Source organism: Acinetobacter higginsii, from assembly GCF_000369845.1.
GTDB lineage: Bacteria > Pseudomonadota > Gammaproteobacteria > Pseudomonadales > Moraxellaceae > Acinetobacter > Acinetobacter higginsii.
Genome location: NZ_KB850211.1, coordinates 47,233 through 68,921 on the forward strand (window position 1 = coordinate 47,233; position 21,689 = coordinate 68,921).

The window sequence follows — 21,689 nt, forward strand, 5'->3', positions numbered from 1 at the left end:
TTAAATTGGATAAAGGCTTTGAATCAGTTACCTCGCTATGTTTATTACCTCTTGGTTGCACAGGCCTTTAACTTAATTGCTGCGGTGCTGTCTGTTACCGTGGCTGCAATTGTGGGGTTAAAGTTAGCGCCAACTCAGGCTTTGGCTACGGTTTCATATGGTTTGCAGTTTTTAGCGATGCTACTGACCACTTTTATTTTTTCTTTTCTAATGAAAAAGCTTGGGCGGCATCTGGTTTTCCAGTTTGGTTGCATCTGTCTTTTCTCTGCTGGTGTTCTCGGTTATTTGGCTCTACAGCAGCAACAATTTTATTTATTGTGCCTGAGCCATTTTTCATTGGGTTTATTTATCTCAACTGCGAATTTTTATCGCTTTGCTGCTTCTGATCGTTTGGCCGCTGATTTGATTCCAAAGGCAACAGCCATGGTGATCTCTGGTGGGGTGATTGCAGCAATTATTGCACCCATATTGGCAATTCAATTTCAACAGGTAGCAGGCTTACCCGATTTCACTGCGATCTATTTCATCTTTAGTGTCTTGGCCTTGTTGCTTTCTCCGATCTTGTATCTATGGAACAAAAAATTCCAACGCCAGCAGATACAGCAAGTGCTGATTGAACCAACTCAACGTCGCAAACTGCCAAGCACTTTGATTATCGCTGCGGTGATCAGCGGTGCATTTGCCTACTATATTATGAATGTCATGATGATTATGTCCTCCTTGCATCTCAAGGAACATCACTCATTTCATTATGCTTCGATCTCGATTCAGTTACATGTGCTGGCAATGTTTATCCCATCTTTCTTTGTGTCGAAACTGATTCAACGCTGGGGAATGCATACCACGATTTATGTTGGTTTTGCTATGTTGATGTTATCGTCTTTAATTCCAATGTTTGGACAGGTCGGCATCTATATTAATGTTGCCTTGATCGTTCTAGGCGTGGGTTGGAATTTTGCTTATTCAGGTGCATCAACCTTGTTAGCGGGTCTTAACGAGCAGCAAAAACATCGTGTCCAAGGTATCAATGAAACAGGAATTGCTTTGTTTGCGACTTTGGGAGCATTTTTACCTGCACCGATTTTGAGTAGCCTCGGATGGATCAATGCAAACCTGTTGGCTTTATGCATGAGCCTGATCGTTTTTATCTTGTTGGTGATTTTAATTCGCCGAGATCAACCATCAAGTAAAGTTTCAGTGGGCTAACCTAAAACCAGTTAAACGCGGTAAAATACTGCTTTGATTTAAAAGATAGACCACGACTGTTATGACCGATGTTCCTGTAAATGATGAATATGAGCGCCGTTTTGCTGGTGTCGCCAAAATTTATGGAGAAAATGCATTTTCGCATTATGAACAAAGTCATGTCATGGTGATTGGGATTGGTGGCGTCGGCAGTTGGGCTGTTGAGGCATTGGCACGGACAGGGCTTGGTGAGCTGACCTTAGTCGATATGGATGTGGTGGCAGCGTCGAATATTAACCGTCAGTTGCCAGCGATGAGTTCGACACTCGGACAAGAAAAAATCGAAGTGATGGCAGAGCGTTGTCGTCAAATTAATCCACGTATGAAAGTAAACGTGATTGATGATTATCTGACACCTGAAAATGTCAAAGAGATTTTAAATCCAGTACCAAGCATTGTTTTGGATTGTATTGATGACGTCAAAGCTAAACTTGCTTTGATGCTACATTGTCGTTTTAATAAAATTCCGCTGATCGTTTCAGGTGGTGCAGGTGGAAAGCTTGATCCACTTAAGATTCGCGTGGCAGATTTGTCCAAAACCGAACAAGACCCTATGTTGGCAAAGTTACGAACTCAACTGCGTTCCAAAGGCATCTGTAAAAAGCCAAAAGAAAAATTCGGCATTACTTGCGTGTATTCGATTGATAATCCATTTTCAAGCGCAGATGTTTGCCCAAGTGCGGGTCTACGCTGTGGCGGATATGGTTCGGCGGTGGTGGTGACTTCAAGCTTTGCCATGGTGGCAGTGGCTGAAGTCCTGAAAAAGTTGGATCGTATGCAGATTAGCAAATAGTTGTTGAGGGTGATCAGCCCTTATTTAACAGGCATTTAACAACCACGGCAATTGAGCTAAATTGATTAGTGATAGATAAAAAAGTAGAGAATAATCAACATGAGTGTAAAAAATACTTTAGTCAATACAGAACAGCTTATATCAAACAATCAAAATAGTTATGCAGAGTTTTGGCAATGGTTTCAGAAGCATCAGCATGAGTTTTATCAAATATTAAATGCAAAGAATCAAGACGCAATCCAAGAAGGTTTTTTTGATAAATTATGGACTGAATTAGTGAATGTTCATGATGGAATTTTTTTCCTAGCAGGAATGGCCGATGAACACACAGCTGAACTGATATTGACACCAGATGGGGTGATTCGAAATATTATCTTTGTAGAAGAACTTATTGCCGCAGCACCTGAAATTACAGGGTGGAAATTTACAGCCCTTAAACCCGCTAGTGAAATCCATCAGACCTGTATTGGCATGCATGACTATGAATTTAGTCAAGACACCTTATCTTTTTACTTAAAAGACCACCCTGAATGTCCAGATGAAATAGATCTCTTTGTGGTTCATGATGAATATAATGAAGCGCAAAAAAGTGAATTTTTACAAGGAGTTTATATTTTCTTAGACAATTACTTAGGAGAATATGATTCGGTAACCAAACTCGATCAAGTTTCAGTACAATCCAGACAAGATGCTGAAAAAGAATTAATGCCGATTGCAAATTTAAAGAAAATTTTAACCTTAAAGAACAGTGAAATTTCTCGTTTTGATAAAGTGACTCGCTCAAATACAGATGAGGATGAATATATAAGTTTAGAAGGGGAGACCCATGAGGGTTTGCCACTTATTGCGACGTTGAATAGTACATTATTAGCGTGGGATAAAAAAGCATCGCATCCTTGGTTGATGATTATTGAAATACCTTATGATGGTGAAAATTTTAACGGTATGCCACCATCAAATGAATATGAGTTGCTTGAAAGTATTGAGCAGACATTAGTGGCTGAGTTAAAAGATGTAGAAGGGTATTTAAATATCGGTCGAGAAACTGGCAATAATTTAAGAACGATATACTTTGCTTGTAAAGATTTTAGAAAACCATCCAAGATAATTGACCAAATTATTCAAAATAATAGAGATAATTTTGAAATTGATGTTAGTTTTTTCAAAGATAAATATTGGCGTTGTCTGAATAAATTTGGGAGATAAAAAGCGTCATCAATTGAATGCTAAGGTAAATAGATCATTGCTATCTAACTGCTATTACTCAAATTCATGCAAATAGTATTTTTATGATGACTAGAGGAACTATGTCCATAGCGATTGAGCTACTTGGGTATATAAGTTTGGTGAGTTCATAATGACTCACCATAGGTTAAGCCTGCGGATACTGTGGTGCTAAGCGGTAATAGCTATACGTCACATTCGGATCTTTATAGACATCATAGCTAGTTTGCTTATAGTCAGACACCCATTGTGAACCGGTAAAGCCTGCAATGTGCCCATAGCGATGCTTTTTAGTGCGGTGGATAATGTAGATATCACCAGGTTGTGGGTTGTTAAATTCAGGATTAATTTTCTGATAACCAATTTGCTGTAAGGTGCGTCCCCAGTCTGATGCTGCAACAGGGTGCTGTACAATTTTAGCACCTGCTGACTGTAAAGCGATTCTGACAAATTTGGCACATTGCGATGAGCTACGATAAGACGCTCTTTTAGCCAACTTTTGAGAGAATTTACTGACATCAATGGCTGGCTCTGATGGAGCCTTCGGCATTTCTCGATAAGGAATAACCACCTGTTGCGAAGGTGGGTGAATCATACTGTGATCAACTGAAGGTACATCATAAATCATTGTGAATCTCTACCGCATTTTCAAAACAACTGAACGTGTGCCAGAATTTATTACGGCGCCCATAGTAAGCGATAAATCTTAAAAAAACTGAAATGTAACGTAATAATATAACATTTTAGCTGTTATCCAGATCACTTAGCTAAATTGCTATTTAAGAATCTTTTTCATTATCAGTAAGTTGTTGGTTGATTAGTTTAGATAAAATGATTTGTAAGATTATATTTCATTTTTGATTAAAAAATATACATATTGGCATGGGTATTAGATCTGCTTTGATGCATAGTTTTTATATAAGTTTCTGTTTAATATCATGATACAGGGTGAGTTGTTTGAATTGCTCCGTCCTGCGAAATCTTCTAATCTTCATCAGTATAGTGCAATGAATTCAGAGATATATCAAAGATTTTGTTTTGAATAGCTGAGTGTTTAAAATATTCAGTTCAATATTGCGATGCTTGATGGTGAATACTCCAATATCAATCACCTTATTCTGAATAAAAAACAGAGCCATTTCCTAAGACTGCTTTTTGCATAAAATCTAAAAATATTCCTTTGGCTGACATCAGTATTGCAGTACTTGCCATGGCGCCATTCCTGAACGTATAGTGATGCGCCGCGTTATGTTGAGGCTGCGATGAATGTTAAATATTGAGTTTGAGGGAAATCGTATATGAAAAGGACATTACTGACTTCCTTTGTTTTTGCCAGTATCAGTTTGGGATGTTCACAGTCTAATGAGGCACAAAATCAAAGCAATACGCAAGCACAAACGCCAGATCTACACTCAAATAAGCAACATTTCGTCAATCATCCTGAGCTTAAAGCATGGGTCGGGCATTATTCTGGCGTGGTTCCATGTGCGACTTGCGTAACCAGTTGTGATGGCTGTCTGGGGACAGGAATTGATCTTAAAATCAACGCAGATCAGACCTTTGTCTTGGAACAAAGCAATAATAATGATAATAGCCCAGCTAAAATTTATGTAGGGCAATTTAAGTTTCTGGATCATGATCAATTAAAAATTCAGCTACAAGGTGTTCCCACCCGAAATATGATTATGTTAGGTGATGAACTGACTGAAATCATTGATACAAAAACACAGCTGCCTTTTGATTCTTATGAAGAGTTCCAGTTAGCTAAAAAAGCTTAACTTTGGTTATGTTCATATTGAAAGGGCATCGGTCATACTGAGCCATGACACATTTTTAAAGATCGACAAATCCTGCCCTCAAGGGACATCAATTTTGGTTGCTTCTGGAAGATGTAATTGCGAAATTACGCTTGAGCATAACCAGGAGTTTAAGTGGTTAAGCTCAAGTGATTGGTGAGACTTTTAGCTTATCGCAAGCTCAGTGGTGGTGGAACATAGCGGATTGCACCATGTTCCGAAGCCGAAAAGTGATGTTTAGCAGATCAGATTAGTTCTGATGCTCTTTTAAATAATCTTCAGTGCGTTGCATCGCAGCCTGAATATTTTGAATGGCCTGTTCAATATCAGCGATGGTTTTGGCATTACCGCCACTCAGCGCTTGACGCCATTTACGTGCGCCCGGCAAGTTTTGAAATAAGCCCAGAATATGACGGGTGATAATTGAAAGCGGTGCGCCTTCGGCCACACGTTGATGAATATAAGGCATCATTTGCTGCATGATCTCAAAACGATCAGGTGCTTCCAAATTCCAGAGTTGGCCCATCTCTGCCAATAAATACGGATTGTGATAAGCCTCACGACCAATCATCACCCCATCAACATGCTGTAAATGCTGCTGTGTTTCTTCAAAGGTTTTAATGCCACCGTTAATCTCAATGGTGAGGTGTGGGCGTTCTTGTTTAAGGCGATAAACATCTTCATAGCGCAAGGGTGGAACTTCACGGTTCTCTTTTGGAGATAAGCCCTGCAAGATGGCAATACGCGCATGTACGATAAAATGGGTACAGCCTGTTGCTGCTACCGTATCGACAAAATGTAGCATTTCTTCATAGGAGTGCATGTCATCAATCCCGATACGATGTTTCACCGTCACTGGAATCGAAACAGCTTTTTGCATGCTGTGAATACATTCTGCAACGAGATTGGGTTCAGCCATTAAGCATGCCCCAATTTTGTTGTTTTGCACGCGATCACTTGGGCAGCCTACGTTTAAATTGACTTCGTTATAACCCCAGTCTTCAGCCATTTTGGTACAGGTGGCCAACTCTTGTGGATTGGAGCCGCCGAGTTGTAACACAATTGGATGTTCTTGTTGGTTGAAGTCTAAATGACGGTTTGTTCCACCATAGATAATCGCACCCGTGGTCACCATCTCTGTATAGAGAACCACATTTGGATTAAATAAGCGTGCAAAAAAACGGTAATCCTTTGTTGTCCAATCCATCATGGGGGCAACACTGATGCGAGGTTCTTTAGTGTTATCAATGGTTTTTTCAGTAATCATATTAAAAAACATACCTTTACAGTGTTGCTGATTTTGATCTATTTCGATTTTTTACGCCTCATTTAGCACTATTATTTTTGATATTTACGCCAAATTACGCCATTATAGCCTTAAGAAAACAATAAGGCGTAAATCATGGGGACAATTTCACAGCGTAAATTAGCCGATGGAACCATACGCTTTCGGGCTGAAATTAGAATAAGCCGTAAAGGGTTTGCAAATTTCAAGGAAAGTAAGACGTTTAGTTCTATGCGACTCGCTCAAAAATGGCTTGCAATGCGTGAAGAGGAAGTCGAAGAAAATCCAGATATTTTATTAGGTAGATCGGATGTGACGAATATCACTTTAGCCAATGCCATAGACAAATATCTTGATGAAGTTGGCAGTGAATATGGTCGTACTAAAACCTATTGTCTTCGCCTAATTCAGAAATTTCCAATAGCGCAATATATTATCACAAAAATTAAGCCAGCCGATATTTCAGAACATGTCGCTTTGCGTAAGGCTGGATATGCTAAATTAGATTTAAAGCCGATAGCGACAAGTACGTTGCAACATGAGTTATTGCATATTCGTGGCGTATTGTCTCATGCTTCAGTCATGTGGGATGTAAATGTTGATTTGGCAGGATTTGATAAAGCAACAGCACAATTGCGAAAGACTCGACAAATATCTTCTAGTGGTAAACGTGATCGCTTGCCGACAACGGCAGAGTTAAAAAAACTGACAGAATACTTTTATCGAAAATGGCAAAAGCCTGTTTACAGCTATCCCATGCATTTGATTATGTGGTTTGCAATATTTTCATGTCGTCGTGAGTCAGAAATTACTGAAATGTTATTGGCTGATTATGACGAGGATAATGAAGTGTGGAAAGTACGGGATTTAAAAAATCCGAATGGCTCAAAGGGTAATCATAAAGAATTTAATGTATTAGAACCTTGCCGAAAAATGATTGAACTTTTACAGGTGAAGAGTACGCGAAAACGTATGTTGAATCGAGGATATGACAAGGATTTGCTCATTCCTCTAAGTCCTAAAACGATTGGAGGTGAATTTAGAAATGCTTGTAAAATCTTGGGAATTGATGATTTACGTTTTCATGATTTAAGGCATGAAGGTTGTACTCGTCTTGCTGAGCAAGGTTTTACAATTCCTCAAATTCAGCAAGTGAGTCTACATGATTCATGGGGGAGTCTGGAAAGATATGTGTCAGTGAAAAAAAGGAAAAAGACAATAGAGTTGGATGAAGTGTTACCCTTCATTGGTGAAGAGTAACATGATCTTGATTAGCATATTTATATTGTAGATCTAGGACGCGAGCTAGATCTTTGACATGGACAAAGTACGGAGCTTTTTGGCTATTATCTAGTCGGAAGCAAGAAAATGGAAAATCTTGATTTCTTGCTTTTTCTAACATTTTTACTTTACTGAGATGAGGGTAGTAATCCTTGACTACATCCTCTAGTTTAACTGTTGTGCTGCGGTAGCGCATAAATAAGTAATCAGATGTGGAGAGTTGTAGAGCAGCGCCATTCATGATTTTATTCCTATCATTTTGGTTGATGTGCTCACTGTAAATTTAATGGAATTTAAAAAGTAGAGTGATGCTTAATTAGTAGATAATTAGCGTATCATGCTATTTAATACATTGTTATTTAAGGTGATTTTAAGTGGTGAATTTAGACATCATTTCTGATTTGAATGATTTAGAGCAAGAAATACTTTTCACATTTAAGTATTGGTATGACTGTGATTTTGAGGCCGATATTACGCATCCCTCATATCTATTAGCTAGAGATAAAATCATACTGAGAATGCAACAAAATGATTACTTAAAGAATCCACTTAGAGTGACAGTACTTCCACAGTTTTCAAATGATCCTAGATTTAAACCGAATCAAATATATGATTTTTTTATAAAAATAGATTTACTAAAAAGTGAAAGAAGTAATTTATCTTCAAGAACTTGTAAACAAAGGTTCTCCGAAATTTTAATGGGATATGTAGATACAATGGGGGCTTACTATTATTGTTATAACATTGGATTAGCAAGAAAAGTGAGTGCAATTCGAGCAGTTAGGGCGCGCTATGATAAAAAATTATTACCTAGGCGTGAAATTTTATACAGTGTTTTACGTGAGCAATGTACTTTAAATGGGCGTAAATGGAAGAGCTTGAATCAGGCTGTAACTTCAATAATTCCGACATTGATAAAAGAATTCGAAAAATTTGATGTTGATTGGGTGAAAGCCTTAATTAAGGAAAAAGAAGAACAGTTAGGAGAGGTCATAAGCGATGGGTATAAGCGTCGTAAAGTATTATCTGACAAAAAGGCTAGGCAAGTAAAAGAATTACAGGAAGAAATTGAAAATCTAACAAGCATTCTAAATTCGAAAAACCCCTCCGCTGCATTAAAGAGTTTTGGCTACAATATGCCATACAACAATACTGACTACATGGAGGAAACAATTATTCACGAGTTAAGAAAAAATCAAGATTTATTGAAAGAAATTTTAATTCCAAAAAATGAAAGTTAAATAAGAGAGAATCACATTTTTACTGTTACACCCAATTATTCCCTCATATGGATTAGGGGGAGCTGCACTTATTACAGTACTCTTTTTATTAGATTGCTATCAGATTCTACAACTCTACTTCCTCCACATAAATCGCACTGAATTCACTTTGTATTTTTTAAGTATCGTCAGCAGTAGTAGCCTATTTTACTTTGCCGAGCTAAGAGGATTTTTGCCCAAAAAAAATTCAAACGACATTTAAAAATTGAACAGTTGTGTTTGATTTTTGGGGCTAATGGCCTTTCTGATATTTTGAATAATAACTATAAATAGTGTGATTTTTGATTTATAAAATATGATTATTATGATAAAAAATACTGAATAATATTGTATTAAAAATTTCATAAGTACCGTATATCGAGGGTTTTAATGAGAATAACTCCAACTTTATCTAAAATTTCAAAAGAAGAAATGTATGATTTGCTTAGGGTTCGATATAGAAAGACTTATGACGAAGCCAAGCAAGAGGGAGTGAATCAGAATATTCTCATTTTTAGGGAATCAATAGATGTCATTCAGTTCTATGATCGTTGGCTGCTAAACATCAAGAATGATGAGGTGATGAGTAAAAGAAGATTTGAAAAAATGGACTTTAAGAGCAGAGAAAATTTCTTAAAAGATGTTGGTTCTTTGCAATATGCATCTGGATTATTGCCTGAATGGCATGGATTGGAGATACCCGCATTTAGAAAATTTGTACAATATTTGATGGAACCAGAAGTGCAAGGCGGGTGGGGAAATCAGACAAATATTGTCAGGTGGTTTAATCAGTTTTTTCAACAAAATAAATTTTGTATGAACAGCCCTCAGGATTTTAGTTCCATTTCTGGTGAGCAATTGACACAGGTTTATTTTGAAATATCTGAATATTTAAAACCAAAAATGAAAACTGATGAAACAGTTAAAGAAACATTTGCCTTGTCGGATGAAGAAGAGAGCTATTTTCAGTATTTCAAAGACACATTAGATCGAAATGGGCAAGTGTATGTCATGTGTTTGGACATTAAGTTATATGCACCTTCCGATGATTGTTCAGACAGTTACACCAGCTTATTCAAAGTACTAAAAGGTAAAATTGATGCTATACGCCAGTTGATAGCTCAAACTGAGAATTTACAAAGTTATTTATTAAAATTAGAGCCGATGCAAAAAGCTGGTCTAAATTTGCATTGTATATTGATGTTTAATTGTAAACATTCGAATTTCTCAGAAGATGGGATTATTGCTCAGTTACATAAGAAAATGAAACAGGAGGCTGGTCTGTCTGCTGAAAGTTACACCCTAAGAAATTGGAATAAGCATCTCCGCACTTATCATCAAAATGCCGTGGGTTTAATAAAAAAGGGTAAGGGCAATGAGCTTTCACTTTATTATTGTTGGTACTGGGTTTACAGCTATTTTTTTTCTGTAGACCAAGTCATAAGCCTGAACATAGACGGCTATAATAGTAACGATGATATTTTTAAGGCACTTTCAAATCAGTCTTTAATGCCTCAAGGGGCATTACTGAAAAAGGATATAACAAAACAGATCACATTTGATGAGCTTTTAACACTTTCTAAGCGCCATAAAAGCTACGATTGCCAGCACCTTCCTCAAATCACCCAAAATTATCTCGATAAAGTTGCATTGATGGATTTACGTTCTGTTTTACTTCCTATCAGTCACAAGGATAAGATTCCACGCAGTAGCTTACTTTATTTGATGGAGCTGTTCTGTGAGACGTTGAAAACGGTTCCAGTAAAACTATTCAATGTGGTAATAACGCCAGCCACGTCTAATAAGAATCGTTCTCCCAAATTTTATAGCGATAGCCTGACGCGTTTAGGGCGTATTTGGTTTGGTCTTTTCAAACACTTAAACGGTGTGGATTATCCTTTTACTCAAATAGAACTACTTGGTTTCGAATCACAAAATGTAATCGATTTTAGGAGATTCTTTTCTTCCAAGGCGGGTGAGTTATTGGATTTATGTAATCACACAATAAGCCCTGAAACAATTCAAAAGTATGAAGAGTTATTAAGAAGGTTTAAAGTAAGTCTGAATGTGAATACTTATAACAAGCAGCTTAAAGAATTAGATAAGTCATTTGAAAAATTGTCAAAATATGCTGATTACCTTTTAGAAAATGACATACTTGTTCATCGATTGCATCTTAAATTTGGTCGTCTGCATGGTGGCAAGTTTAGCAAAAAAGAGCAATCGGCAATTTTGACAGAGTTCCTGCGGGTAGGGCGCTCAACTCAACCTTTACGTTGGTTAAGGGGGTATATCCTGCGTTGGGATGAAAAAGGATTTGAGGTTGGGCAAGACAAAACGTTGTATGCAGACCTAACCTTGATTTTTAATTATGACTCAGAGTTACAGTCTATTGATATATATCAAAGTTTAGATTCATTTTTGAAAAGGTTTATTGACCAGCGCAATGAAAAATATCGAAATTCAGAGGATTTATCTCATAGTGGTTCTCTTGCTTTTATAAAAGCAGAGTTTACTTACCTTCTAGATCCCCAGGTTATTTGGGATGGAGTGATCGAACTTTCGTCAAAACCCTTAAAAATTGAGACTATAGACAAAGTGACTAGGGGAGCTTTTAAAGAAAAGTATTTGCTATATATTTGTTACAAGAGTCTATTTAGCCCAATTCAAGGTTGGGTGCTTAAAGAAAAAAGGCTAACACCAGGGCAAAAACCTAAATCAAAGCATGTACTTGTCAAGAAAAATGACGATGAACAATCATGATTGTTTGCGTGTTTTTTCATTGAAAGCGTTGAATAACTTTAGCTTTGTTGAAAATGAACAATTTCATAAGATTCCCTAGGGTAAATTGATTGAAATGTTTCTATATTCCAATGAATCCTAGGGCATTTTTTTGTCTGAAAAGCTGTAGTAGATATTATATATATGAATTATATAACTAAAGATTAAGAATTAAAAAATACTCAAACACCTGATCTGATGAGCATATTACGGAATTACTCATCATGAACATTCATCAACACACTCTCCTTGAACCAAGACTACTGATTGAAATTGAATCCTTTACCAAGAGGATTATCAACAATGGATTGAAGAGAAAAGACCTACCTGAACTGGTTAGACTGATAGATGCCTTTGAACAAATCTATTCCTGTAATCATGTATATGCAGACTACGTTGAGGTATTCCATGTCATTGCTAAAGGTGAACTTCAACGTTACAGGAAAATGGGAAATGGCTACTTTACGTATGGATCTCTTTTAAATATAGATGAGAGGATATTGAATGAATACAGCAAATTGTTTCAAGAGTATCAGTCAAAAGCTAAAAGTGATCTACGTCAGTATAGGTTTGGAGTAAGTGTAAGGTTTAAAAGGCTTAAGCAACTCTCAGAAAGGTTATTTTCCCGTTATAGCCGTAATCTCGTTGTCAGGGTGGATTTAAAGTATCACGTGGATAAACAGCATATGGTTGATATTGAAATGTTTAATCTACATGTTCAAACGCTTCGTAACCGTATGGCAAATAAGCATACGTGTTTTAAAAACCTGAAACTGAATGCTTGGTGTTTAGAGCAGGCTCCTCTAGGGAGTTATCACGTTCACTTGTATTTGATCTATGATGGTTCTACATCTACGTATGACTGTAAGCTCGCTAGATGGGTAGGCAAGGTATGGATGGATGAAATCACGGGAGGGCTTGGCTATTATTGGAATTGCCATACGTGTAAACATGCAGATGAAGATTTGGAAGACAGTGACACTACGGTAGCAAATACAGAAAACAGTCAGAAAAAGGAAGGTTATAAATATCTTAATGGTTTGGGTATGATTAAGCGTGAAGACCCAAGAGGATTAGAAAGACTTAAATCTGTGTATGGCTATTTAGCTCGTATGACTGTTGAAAAGATTGAGCAACGGCTTAGAGTCCGTGTGAAAGGTATGAGGGCTTTTGGCTGTTCTTCATGTTGATTGAGCAAAAGGTTATATATCTCAATACAGTAGGCTAGAGTTATACATTATTAGTTAAAAATACCATTTGGGACTTTTTAAAGGAATTGTGTCAGAAGTGGCTCAATTCCTACAGGAGAGATCTATTTTAACGCTCTACTAAGGGCTTACATTTCACACAACAGATTTTATGTTTAATGAACTTAATGAGGAAGATCAATAACTCAGCGAGTATTTTATAGTTTATAATAATTTAAATTATTTAATTATTTATAGTGATAAGTATGCTTTTGGATTGGGTAGTTAAAAATAAAGAGTGGGTATTGTCAGGTTTTGGTGTGGTTTTAATAATGACTTTTAAGGATTTAATAGTGTCTTTTATAAAATTTTTGTGGAATAAATTATTTGGTAAATCTACTGAACAAAGTCTCCCTGTTGCTAGTCTTCAGCCAAGTGTTACCAATCAAATAATTATTGGAAATCAGCCAAGTACACAAGCGCCTATTACTTCTACACAGGCTCTTGCGACTCCAATACAGGCTCCTGCGACTCCAATACAGGCTCTTGCGACTCCAACACAGGCTAATCAAATGATATCAATGGCTGATTTGAAGAAAAACACTCACATTCTTTTTGTAGATGATAAAACTTTTAAAATAGTTAAAACATTAGTGGATGAAGGTTGGATACATACGAAATTAGTAAAAGATATTACAACATTGGATAGCCCATTAATTACTGGAAATGAGATCTTTTTCATTGATATTCAAGGAGTAGGGACTAAACTTTTTAATAACGAAGGTATTGGTTTAGCTAATATTATTCAAGAGCGTCATCCAGAAAAAAAAGTCATTCTCTATTCTGCTGAAACAACTGGAAATCGATTCGACCCTACACTAAGGAAAGTTGATGCAGTGTTAGAGAAAAATGCTGAACCGTATGAGTTTATTCAATTGGTAGAAAAATTTGCTAGAGAAATTAGTAATGCATAAGCGGAATGAAGATGTAAGAATACATTTATTAGATGTTAGTAATAATATTCTATTTTCTAACTTGCTAATTTCTGAAAAAGACAAAATAGAAAGTTTATCTTCTAATCAGATTATAAAAAGTGGGAATTCTAGGGTTGCAAAAATAAGTACAGATCATTGCACACTATTTATAATTTCCAGCAATGAGGACTATGTAAAAAGTTCCCAAAAGTTCAAAACATTAGTCTCGACTTATGAGGCTAGTCTTGAAAGTTTGTATAGTACTTATATGCAAATGCAAGAAACTAGCAACAGAAATACTTCAAGATTATTGCATAACGTTGTCTCTTTAAATGCTCATAATATTCAAGAATTTTTTAGTGTGATTCCACAATCAGAATTAATGAATCAACAACAGCAAAGGCAAATTATCTTTGTTGAAAATAAAATTAAAAACAATCTTAGAGAAGTTGCTAAAATTTTATTAAGAATGGCAAAAAATAATGCTGCTATAAAATCTGAATTTACAGTTTTTAATAAGTTAATCGCGAAACAACAAAATTTGAGAATTGATGAACATAATGTTCATAAAGTAATCAGAACAGTTATTGATATGTTCTTTTTAGATTTGATTGAAAAGGAAATTCGTGTTCAATTTTTTTCATATAGTGATGAAACTTATGCATATTTTGACTTTGAATGTGTTCGTGTCGCCTTATATCATATACTTCAAAATACAGTTAAGTATGCTTTAAATAAAACTGATTTGAATATTCATTTACAGGAAGATTCTAGAGAGGTGGTCCCACATGTTTGAACAACTAAAAGCTTATTTATAAGTGATACTCTGCTCTAGTTAAGCTACCTTATTTTGTTGTGGTAGCTGGTCATAGTAAAACTCATCTGGAGTCATTTTGTCCAGACTCGAATGAGGTCGTTTCAAATTATAAAATTCAAAATATGCGTTTAATTGCTTCTTCGCATCCAAAACATTGCTGTAGGCTTTGAGATACACCTCTTCATATTTAACGCTCCGCCATAATCGTTCAACCATCACATTATCAACCCATCGACCTTTACCATCCATGCTGATTTGGATGTCATTTGATTTCAATACATCAATAAATGCATCACTGGTAAACTGACTGCCTTGGTCTGTATTAAATATTTCAGGTCGACCATATTTTTCAATAGCTTCATTTAATGTTTCTATGCAAAATGTAACCTCCATACTAATCGATACTCTATGCGCAAGTACCTTGCGGCTATGCCAATCAATCACAGCACATAAATAAACAAAGCCTTTTGCCATAGGGATATACGTTATATCCGTAGACCACACTTGATTACTGCGCTGAATAGCCAATCCTTTGAGCAGATATGGATATTTGCGGTGAGCTTGATTAGCCTGGCTTAAATTTGGTTTGCAATATAACGCATTAATGCCCATTTTCTTCATTAAAGTACGTGTATGACGTCGTCCTATATGATGTCCTTGACGATTCAACAAATCACGCATCATACGGCTACCTGCAAAAGGGTATTGCATATGTAACTCATCCATACACCGCATCAGCTTCAGATCTGATGCACTCACAGGTTTTGGGCGATAGTAATAACAACCACGGGAGACTTTCAGCAGCTGAGCTTGCTTAGATACTGAAATCTGAAGTGAGTCATCGATTAACTTTTGTGGTTGAAGCGGCCCAGTTTCTTCAACACACCTTCTAAAAAATCAATTTCTAATGCCTGCTCACCGATTTTTGCATGTAGTTTTTTTAGATCGATGGGTGGTTCTGTTGGAGCTTTTGATTGATCGAAAGCTTGCGAGGAAGCTGAAATCAGTTGATTTTTCCAGTCGATAATTTGGTTTTGATGAACATCAAATTCAGCACTCAATTCAGCAAGTGTTTTTTCTGCTTTAATCGCAGCAAGTGCTACCTTAGCTTTAAAATCATTTGAATGATTTCTTCTTGGTCTACGTGCCATAAAATACTCCATATATTGATGTTTATAACATCATTTGGGGAGCAAAATATCACTTATAAGTGTTGTTCAAATTTCCTGATCCACCTCTCTAGCAAAGAAAATATACTAATACGTTTTGAAATGACAAGCCTTAGAGTACTTGAAAATGAGAGAGAGCGTATCTTTGAAGAAAATTATTCAGGTGATTTAGCACATAGAACTGGTAAGAAAGGTGGAGGTTTAGGACTTTATATATCTAGACAAGTATTGAAATTAACAAAAGGTGAGCTTCAATTTTATCCATCCATTACGTGTCAAACCCAAAAGCCTAAAAAGATGTTACAAGATGAATTTGAGGAAAATAATTTTGTAATAATTTTACCTAAAAAACCGAGCTAAAATTGAATAATATGTACTAGCTCAAACCTGATCTGACAGTTACCCATTTGTTAGCGTGTCTGTCAGGTTAAATTAGAGCTTAAATTTAGAAATTGAGTTATGCTGTTTTGTAACTAACCAAAAAATATATAGAAATACAAAATAAGCAATTTTCATGTGTCCGAATTGACTTCAATCCCCCTCACCATTATTCTTAGCATGCTGACCTACATTGTCAGTTGGTTTTGACAGACCAAGCGTATAGCGTATCAGGTACTTATATTCTTCCTGAGTATAAGTCTTGTGCGAAACCTTCTCGTCCCCCTTTGCGGTAGAACGGGAGGGGGACGCGTTCGCGCGTGCTGGTTCTATATGCCCAGTCTGTCAACCCCTTTTCGTTCTGCCACCATAATCAATTGACAGTGATTCGGTAGAACTTCTAATGCATATAGGAGTCCGTCATGGTCATTCAAAACATTCCCTTACTGTACTGAATTCTATTTCAAACAACTGACTTTTCACTAAGCAGTTGATGGGATTTATTCGTCTCATTTTATTCATATCCGCACATCTTCCTGACTCGGGAGGATGCGTCGTTGTGTCTTAAATTTTGATTTCAATACAGAACAATACCAGAGGGGAGCTTTATGAAAATTCAAACATTCAGCATGCTTGCTGTATTCCTTTTACCTATTTTATCTGCCTGTTCATCTACGGATGCCAAAGACCGTAAAGCCTATATCGAACAATGCATGTATCCCAACGTTGCCATTAAAACCGCAGTTGAAAGTGAAGAGGCCTGTAGCTGTCGCTATGACAGCATTCGTGAACAATACGGCAAGCCATTCTTTACTGTACCGATCACCAATGATGAAGACAGACGTCGTCTGGACTTTGCCAGAGGTTATACCGTGGGCAAATGCAGAGGGTAGAAACATGCAAAACAAAAAATTACTTTTCATCATTGCTGTTGCTTTGCTTACAGGCTGTACCTCCAAACAAGAGAAAGCCTGTCAGGAAGAAGCCAATGTAGCTGAAACTGTGATGCAGGCTCGTTTGACCTATGGCGGCTTTGCCGAGGCGACTTATATGCTTGCAGGCGATAACGATGAGCTGAGAGAACAACTCAGACCGATGATTCATGACGCCTTTGAATATAGTCGAGGTGGTACAGCAACTTTCGAAAAAACCAAACAAGTCTTCAAAGATAAATATTACCAACAATGCATGGATAGACCAGCATCTTGATGTGAATACCTAAGCATATAGGGGAGAGGGAGAAGAGATAAAATGAAAAAGATCATGATGTTGGCAACGATGGCTATGTTCACAGTCGGTTGTGGAAAGCAACCAGAAGCAGCACAAGCACAGAATACTGCAGTGACAACCGAAGCAGTCAAAGCAAAGGCTCAAACAGAAAAACTGACTGAGAAAGAACTACAGGATTTGGAGTCTTTAGAAAAATCGCCCAGTGAAGAAACCGCCAGTCTAGCAGGATACTATCTCAGTAATTTGGAAGTCACACCCGTTGCGGAAATACGAGAATTTATTGCCAAAGGCTGGGATGAATGGGAAACACTGAATAGACAAGAAGCGGAGAAGGACGCACAACAGGCACCATCCGACCAAGGCGATGCTTCAATGCAATATCGTATTGAAATCAAGAATCAGGTATTTGGTGGAAAGCATGAGGTTGAAACTGCCTATCTACATTTAATCTCACTATCCGATAGCATTACATTGGATCGAGTGGTGGTGAATCGGGGTAACTGTAGAGCGGATTATCGTGATGGTGCCAATCCTATTCTGTACGGGAAATCCATGCGCTTCTTCTTAAATTGTGATCCACGCAATGTCAGAGAGGTGGTTGCAGTATTGAAGGATGGACGTGAAATTGTGATGTCACCACAATAAGTTGAATGCGATATTTATTATACATACGCACCACGCACTATACAGTTGAATCGTTGAAGCTTTTGAGCGGATTGAAAGAAATTTCACTTATATAACATAAAGATGAATCAATACAAGAATGTGTTTATTGAACTTATTACATAGGGCTCAATGAGCATATTCACAAGACCAATCTAAATCAGGCTGCTGGGCTTCATTCCAATCAAGGGATGGGGTTCAGTAGCCTTTTTGTTTATAAGGACAAAACTCATGGCACATCAACTTGAACAAATGGCCTATGTAGGCGAAACCCCTTGGCATGGTTTAGGCAATCAACTCAGCCAAAACCAACCGATTGAAGTCTGGGCACAACAGGCAGGCATGGACTGGCGTATTGAATCTTCCAATGTCAGCTATATGGCACAAAATGAACGCAGGCAAAGCATCATTCTGCCCTATGAGGAACAGCGAGTACTTTATCGTTCCGATACCCATGCACCGCTTTCCGTGGTCAGTCAGCGTTATCAGGAAGTACAACCTAAAGAGATTCTACACTTTTATAAAGACCTGACCGAACAATCGGGCTTTGAATTAGAAACCGCAGGGGTACTTAAAGGTGGCAAGAAATTCTGGGCATTGGCACGTACAGGACAGACTTCAGCCTTAAAGGGTAAAGATGTCAGCAATGGCTATATTCTCTTAGCCACCGCTTGTGATGGTACTTTAGCCACCACAGCACAATTCACCAGTATTCGAGTGGTGTGTAACAACACCTTAGCCATAGCCTTGAAAGGACAAAACTCAAGTGCAGGCGTGGTCAAAGTGCCACACAGCACCAAGTTTGATGCTGAGAAGATTAAACAGCAACTCGGGATTTCAGTCCGTGCATGGGAAGAGCACATGTATGAAATGAAGCAACTGAGTCAACGTAAAGTCACCCAACAAGAAGCAGCAGCCTACTTTGATGCCGTGTTTAATAATACCAGTCTGAGTATGGCCGAACAGGATGACAGCATTATTCAGTTCTATCGTAATGTTGCCAGTCAAGCAGATTCCACAAAAGCCGAACCGAATGGACGAGCCATGTCTAAAGTGATGACCATGTTTAATGGACATGGGCGAGGGGCAGAACTGAGTTCAGCCAAAGACACCGCGTATGGGCTACTATGCAGTATCACCGAATTTGCTGACCATGAACGTCGTGCCATGAGTCAGGATCATCGACTGGATTCAGCATGGTTTGGTGCAGGGGCTGGCTTAAAACAACGTGGCTTAGAACAGGCTTTAAGGATGATTGCTTAAGTTTGCTTTAAGTTTTGAGATTAAATTAAAAATTGTCAATCAAGCAAAGTTTATGTTGCACCACCTCCAGAGCATAAACCCTTTATAGCCACATCACATGATGTGGCTTTTTTATGCCCGAAATTTACAAAATAGGAAATCATCATGAATACAGCACTAAACACACCTCTGAATGTAACACCGAGTCCAATGGTTAATATCCATACCCATCGTCCCAAACTGTTTACCGCTAAACGCTTTGTAGACACCAAGAAACTCAGCCAAGCCGAATGGTTAGCAGTACGTCGACAGGGTATCGGCAGTAGTGACTGCGCCGCAGCCTGTGGACTCAATCCTTATATGTCGATGTTGGAATTGTGGATGATTAAAACAGGAAGAATTCAACAATCGATTGAAGATGAAAGCGAAGGACATGCACCGTTGTACTGGGGCAAAAGACTTGAACCTTTAGTCGCTGAATACTACAGCATGCACACCAACTACAAAGTCCGACGGGTCAATGCCGTATTACAACATCCCGAAGCTGATAAACATTTCATGCTCGCCAACTTGGATTATTCGGTGGTGGGTGATGCCGATGTACAAATTCTAGAATGTAAAACCGCAGGGGAATATGGTGCCAAACTGTGGCGAGATGGTGTGCCTTTATACGTGCTGTGTCAGGTACAACATCAATTGGCAGTGACAGGTAAGAAAGCCGCGCATATTTGCGTACTGATTTGTGGACATGAAACTCGCATCTTTAAAGTCACCCGTTCAGAATCGGTGATTCAACACATCATCGATGCGGAGCGTTACTTCTGGGAATGTGTGGAAAAGGATACCCCACCTGAAGCCGATGCCAGTGAATCGGCAGCCAAAGCATTGCAACTACTCTATCCTGAACATGTACCACTCAGCACCACAGACCTCACTGAAGATACGCAAGCCAATCAACAGTTTGAACAATTGATTCAGTCTCGCAACCAAATCGAAAAGTATCAGGAGCAATTCGATCGACTCAAACACCAACTGCAAGCCAAGATGCAGCAGGCTGAACGCGCAACATTCACCAGTGGTTCAGTGACATGGAAAAAGGCTAAAGACTCAATCAGTTTAGACAGCAAGGCATTACTGAAACAGCATCCTGAATATTTGAGTCAATTTCCACAAAGCAAAACAGGCTCACGGCGTTTCAACATTTATGCCAATGATGATTGAAGCCGATTTAGCCTAAGCAAAATACAAGACACCACCTAAAAATCCCATGCCTCAGCGCATGGGATTTTTTATGTCCATTTCATTTTTAACCAAACAACACATTTAAACGACAGAGGAAATTATTATGATTAAAGGTTTAGCAATCACACCACCCATACTTGGCAGAATCAGTATCGGCAAGGTCGTGGAGAAGAATGGCAAACGACTGCCCGAAAAGGATGACCAATTTACCATTACTAGCCAAATTCAAGGCAAAGAAGGTTGGGTCAAGCATCCACTCGATGAACAACTTCGTGCGAAAGCACCGAACCAAAAGCTCAGAACCATACCAGTCCGTATGATCTTTAATGATCCTGAACTCAATCTACGTGCAGAGTACAGTTTATTTGATCGTCAAACAGGGCGTCCTGTTTGTGTGGGTAATGGAGAAACTTGCCAACGATTGACCAATCAAGGGGTGGAACAACATCCATGCCCATCACCTGATCTCTGTCCTTTGGCACAAGGTGGTCACTGTAAACCTTATGGGCGCTTGCATGTCAATTTAGATGAGTCGGATGAACTAGGGACATTCATTTTTAGAACCACGGGCTTTAACAGTATCAGAACTTTGGCTGCACGATTGTCTTATTACCATGCAGCATCGAATGGTTTACTTTCATGCCTACCAATGCAATTGACCTTGAGAGGCAAGTCCACGACGCAAAGCTATCGCACGCCTGTGTATTACGTGGATTTGACACTTAGGGATGGTGTCAATCTGCAACAAGCCATTCAAGTGGCGAAGGAGATTGACCAACAAAGCAAAACTTTAGGATTTAATCAACAGGCTTTAGATCAGACGGCATGGCAGGGTTATGGTAATGCACGGTTTGAGGTGAATTCAGAGGAAGGATTAGATTTGGTGGAGGAGTTTTATACAGATGAGCTTGTTGAATCTGAACAAATGAAACCTGAGTCGAAACCCAAGGTTAAAGCAAAGTTCAATCATGGGGATGGTTTTGTGCAGGATATTCAGCAAGGGTTGCAGGGGAGTGTGAGGGCAGTGAATTGAAGCTAATCGTAAAGAATCATTAGATTCTTTACGAGTTATACACTCGATTTATTTTTTATCATATTTAGTATCAATAGCTTATAGAGCTAT

The 21,689-nt window shown here is 38.1% G+C and carries 21 protein-coding genes; 17 read left to right on the forward strand and 4 right to left on the reverse strand.

The window, feature by feature from the left end; genetic code table 11:
* Positions 1–18: 18 nt before the first annotated feature.
* From F885_RS19750 to F885_RS19740, 3 genes are all read left to right on the forward strand, one after another.
* The gene (locus tag F885_RS19750; RefSeq protein ID WP_005312132.1) at positions 19–1,206 is read left to right on the forward strand and encodes an MFS transporter; all 1,188 of its coding nucleotides are present in this window, start codon (positions 19–21) and stop codon (positions 1,204–1,206) included.
* A gap of 61 nt (positions 1,207–1,267) precedes the next feature.
* Positions 1,268–2,038, forward strand: coding sequence for a tRNA threonylcarbamoyladenosine dehydratase (locus F885_RS19745; RefSeq protein WP_005312134.1), 771 nt, complete (start codon positions 1,268–1,270; stop codon positions 2,036–2,038).
* Positions 2,039–2,137: 99 nt separating this feature from the next.
* The gene (locus tag F885_RS19740; protein WP_005312136.1) at positions 2,138–3,244 is read left to right on the forward strand and encodes a DUF695 domain-containing protein; all 1,107 of its coding nucleotides are present in this window, start codon (positions 2,138–2,140) and stop codon (positions 3,242–3,244) included.
* Between the two features lie 166 nt (positions 3,245–3,410).
* Here the strand turns inward: F885_RS19740 and F885_RS19735 are convergent, their stop codons facing one another.
* Complete coding sequence (locus F885_RS19735; protein WP_005184842.1) at positions 3,411–3,890, reverse strand: CHAP domain-containing protein; 480 nt, start codon at positions 3,888–3,890, stop codon at positions 3,411–3,413.
* Between the two features lie 670 nt (positions 3,891–4,560).
* Here F885_RS19735 and F885_RS19730 point away from each other — a divergent pair.
* Positions 4,561–5,040: a copper resistance protein NlpE N-terminal domain-containing protein gene (locus F885_RS19730; protein ID WP_005312138.1), complete on the forward strand. Its 480-nt coding sequence runs from the start codon at positions 4,561–4,563 to the stop codon at positions 5,038–5,040.
* Positions 5,041–5,308: 268 nt separating this feature from the next.
* Here the strand turns inward: F885_RS19730 and dusA are convergent, their stop codons facing one another.
* Positions 5,309–6,325, reverse strand: coding sequence for a tRNA dihydrouridine(20/20a) synthase DusA (gene dusA / locus F885_RS19725; protein WP_005312140.1), 1,017 nt, complete (start codon positions 6,323–6,325; stop codon positions 5,309–5,311).
* Positions 6,326–6,460: 135 nt separating this feature from the next.
* Between dusA and F885_RS19720 the strand changes: the two genes are divergently transcribed.
* Positions 6,461–7,603, forward strand: a complete 1,143-nt coding sequence (locus tag F885_RS19720; RefSeq protein WP_005312143.1) for a tyrosine-type recombinase/integrase — start codon at positions 6,461–6,463, stop codon at positions 7,601–7,603.
* Here the strand turns inward: F885_RS19720 and F885_RS19715 are convergent.
* Positions 7,587–7,865, reverse strand: a complete 279-nt coding sequence (locus F885_RS19715) for a pyocin activator PrtN family protein (protein WP_005312148.1) — start codon at positions 7,863–7,865, stop codon at positions 7,587–7,589. The two genes, F885_RS19720 and F885_RS19715, sit on opposite strands and share 17 nt — an antisense overlap.
* Before the next feature lie 133 nt (positions 7,866–7,998).
* On the opposite strand from F885_RS19715, the gene F885_RS19710 reads away from it, so the two are divergent.
* The 5 genes from F885_RS19710 (at position 7,999) to F885_RS19695 (ending at position 14,621) form a co-directional block, all read left to right on the forward strand.
* Complete coding sequence (locus F885_RS19710) at positions 7,999–8,865, forward strand: hypothetical protein (protein WP_005312150.1); 867 nt, start codon at positions 7,999–8,001, stop codon at positions 8,863–8,865.
* Positions 8,866–9,273: 408 nt separating this feature from the next.
* Positions 9,274–11,646 carry a hypothetical protein gene (locus F885_RS19705; RefSeq protein WP_005312152.1) on the forward strand — a complete coding sequence of 791 codons (2,373 nt, stop codon included), beginning with the start codon at positions 9,274–9,276 and terminating at the stop codon, positions 11,644–11,646.
* Positions 11,647–11,888: 242 nt separating this feature from the next.
* Positions 11,889–12,854 (forward strand): YagK/YfjJ domain-containing protein, encoded by a 966-nt coding sequence (locus F885_RS19700; RefSeq protein WP_005312154.1) that lies wholly within the window; start codon positions 11,889–11,891, stop codon positions 12,852–12,854.
* Positions 12,855–13,117: 263 nt separating this feature from the next.
* Complete coding sequence (locus F885_RS20310) at positions 13,118–13,825, forward strand: hypothetical protein (protein WP_005312156.1); 708 nt, start codon at positions 13,118–13,120, stop codon at positions 13,823–13,825.
* Positions 13,818–14,621 (forward strand): ATP-binding protein, encoded by an 804-nt coding sequence (locus tag F885_RS19695; RefSeq protein WP_005312157.1) that lies wholly within the window; start codon positions 13,818–13,820, stop codon positions 14,619–14,621. The genes F885_RS20310 and F885_RS19695 overlap by 8 nt, the downstream gene beginning before the upstream one ends.
* 39 nt (positions 14,622–14,660) lie before the next feature.
* On the opposite strand, the gene F885_RS20405 is transcribed toward F885_RS19695, so the two are convergent.
* Positions 14,661–15,805, reverse strand: a protein-coding gene (locus tag F885_RS20405) for an IS3 family transposase (protein ID WP_085944219.1) whose coding sequence is annotated in 2 segments (ribosomal slippage) — positions 14,661–15,541 and positions 15,541–15,805 — 1,146 coding nt in all. Because the reading frame shifts where the segments join, the coding sequence is not laid out codon by codon here.
* 108 nt (positions 15,806–15,913) lie between these two features.
* On the opposite strand from F885_RS20405, the gene F885_RS19680 reads away from it, so the two are divergent.
* From F885_RS19680 to F885_RS19650, 7 genes are all read left to right on the forward strand, one after another.
* The gene (locus tag F885_RS19680; RefSeq protein WP_005312163.1) at positions 15,914–16,171 is read left to right on the forward strand and encodes a hypothetical protein; all 258 of its coding nucleotides are present in this window, start codon (positions 15,914–15,916) and stop codon (positions 16,169–16,171) included.
* Between the two features lie 626 nt (positions 16,172–16,797).
* A complete protein-coding gene (locus F885_RS19675) occupies positions 16,798–17,082 on the forward strand; it encodes a hypothetical protein (protein WP_005312165.1) in 285 nt (94 codons plus the stop codon).
* Positions 17,083–17,086: 4 nt separating this feature from the next.
* Positions 17,087–17,398 (forward strand): hypothetical protein, encoded by a 312-nt coding sequence (locus tag F885_RS19670; protein ID WP_005312171.1) that lies wholly within the window; start codon positions 17,087–17,089, stop codon positions 17,396–17,398.
* A gap of 42 nt (positions 17,399–17,440) precedes the next feature.
* Positions 17,441–18,064 (forward strand): hypothetical protein, encoded by a 624-nt coding sequence (locus F885_RS19665; RefSeq protein WP_005312175.1) that lies wholly within the window; start codon positions 17,441–17,443, stop codon positions 18,062–18,064.
* Positions 18,065–18,313: 249 nt separating this feature from the next.
* Positions 18,314–19,345 carry a DUF932 domain-containing protein gene (locus tag F885_RS19660; RefSeq protein WP_005312178.1) on the forward strand — a complete coding sequence of 344 codons (1,032 nt, stop codon included), beginning with the start codon at positions 18,314–18,316 and terminating at the stop codon, positions 19,343–19,345.
* Positions 19,346–19,489: 144 nt separating this feature from the next.
* Complete coding sequence (locus F885_RS19655) at positions 19,490–20,545, forward strand: YqaJ viral recombinase family nuclease (protein WP_005312181.1); 1,056 nt, start codon at positions 19,490–19,492, stop codon at positions 20,543–20,545.
* Between the two features lie 124 nt (positions 20,546–20,669).
* Positions 20,670–21,599, forward strand: coding sequence for a recombination directionality factor (locus F885_RS19650; protein WP_005312184.1), 930 nt, complete (start codon positions 20,670–20,672; stop codon positions 21,597–21,599).
* The last annotated feature ends 90 nt before the right edge of the window (positions 21,600–21,689 follow it).

Coding starts and splice junctions, on each gene's coding strand:
- F885_RS19695 (WP_005312157.1), top strand. CDS start 13,818: ATGCATAAGCGGAATGAAGATGTAAGAATACATTTATTAGATGTTAGT.
- F885_RS19740 (WP_005312136.1), top strand. CDS start 2,138: ATGAGTGTAAAAAATACTTTAGTCAATACAGAACAGCTTATATCAAAC.
- F885_RS19655 (WP_005312181.1), top strand. CDS start 19,490: ATGAATACAGCACTAAACACACCTCTGAATGTAACACCGAGTCCAATG.
- F885_RS19670 (WP_005312171.1), top strand. CDS start 17,087: ATGCAAAACAAAAAATTACTTTTCATCATTGCTGTTGCTTTGCTTACA.
- F885_RS19665 (WP_005312175.1), top strand. CDS start 17,441: ATGAAAAAGATCATGATGTTGGCAACGATGGCTATGTTCACAGTCGGT.
- F885_RS19700 (WP_005312154.1), top strand. CDS start 11,889: ATGAACATTCATCAACACACTCTCCTTGAACCAAGACTACTGATTGAA.
- F885_RS19735 (WP_005184842.1), bottom strand. CDS start 3,890: ATGATTTATGATGTACCTTCAGTTGATCACAGTATGATTCACCCACCT.
- F885_RS19660 (WP_005312178.1), top strand. CDS start 18,314: ATGGCACATCAACTTGAACAAATGGCCTATGTAGGCGAAACCCCTTGG.
- dusA (WP_005312140.1), bottom strand. CDS start 6,325: ATGATTACTGAAAAAACCATTGATAACACTAAAGAACCTCGCATCAGT.
- F885_RS19720 (WP_005312143.1), top strand. CDS start 6,461: ATGGGGACAATTTCACAGCGTAAATTAGCCGATGGAACCATACGCTTT.
- F885_RS19675 (WP_005312165.1), top strand. CDS start 16,798: ATGAAAATTCAAACATTCAGCATGCTTGCTGTATTCCTTTTACCTATT.
- F885_RS19730 (WP_005312138.1), top strand. CDS start 4,561: ATGAAAAGGACATTACTGACTTCCTTTGTTTTTGCCAGTATCAGTTTG.
- F885_RS19705 (WP_005312152.1), top strand. CDS start 9,274: ATGAGAATAACTCCAACTTTATCTAAAATTTCAAAAGAAGAAATGTAT.
- F885_RS19745 (WP_005312134.1), top strand. CDS start 1,268: ATGACCGATGTTCCTGTAAATGATGAATATGAGCGCCGTTTTGCTGGT.
- F885_RS19680 (WP_005312163.1), top strand. CDS start 15,914: ATGACAAGCCTTAGAGTACTTGAAAATGAGAGAGAGCGTATCTTTGAA.
- F885_RS19650 (WP_005312184.1), top strand. CDS start 20,670: ATGATTAAAGGTTTAGCAATCACACCACCCATACTTGGCAGAATCAGT.
- F885_RS20310 (WP_005312156.1), top strand. CDS start 13,118: ATGCTTTTGGATTGGGTAGTTAAAAATAAAGAGTGGGTATTGTCAGGT.
- F885_RS19715 (WP_005312148.1), bottom strand. CDS start 7,865: ATGAATGGCGCTGCTCTACAACTCTCCACATCTGATTACTTATTTATG.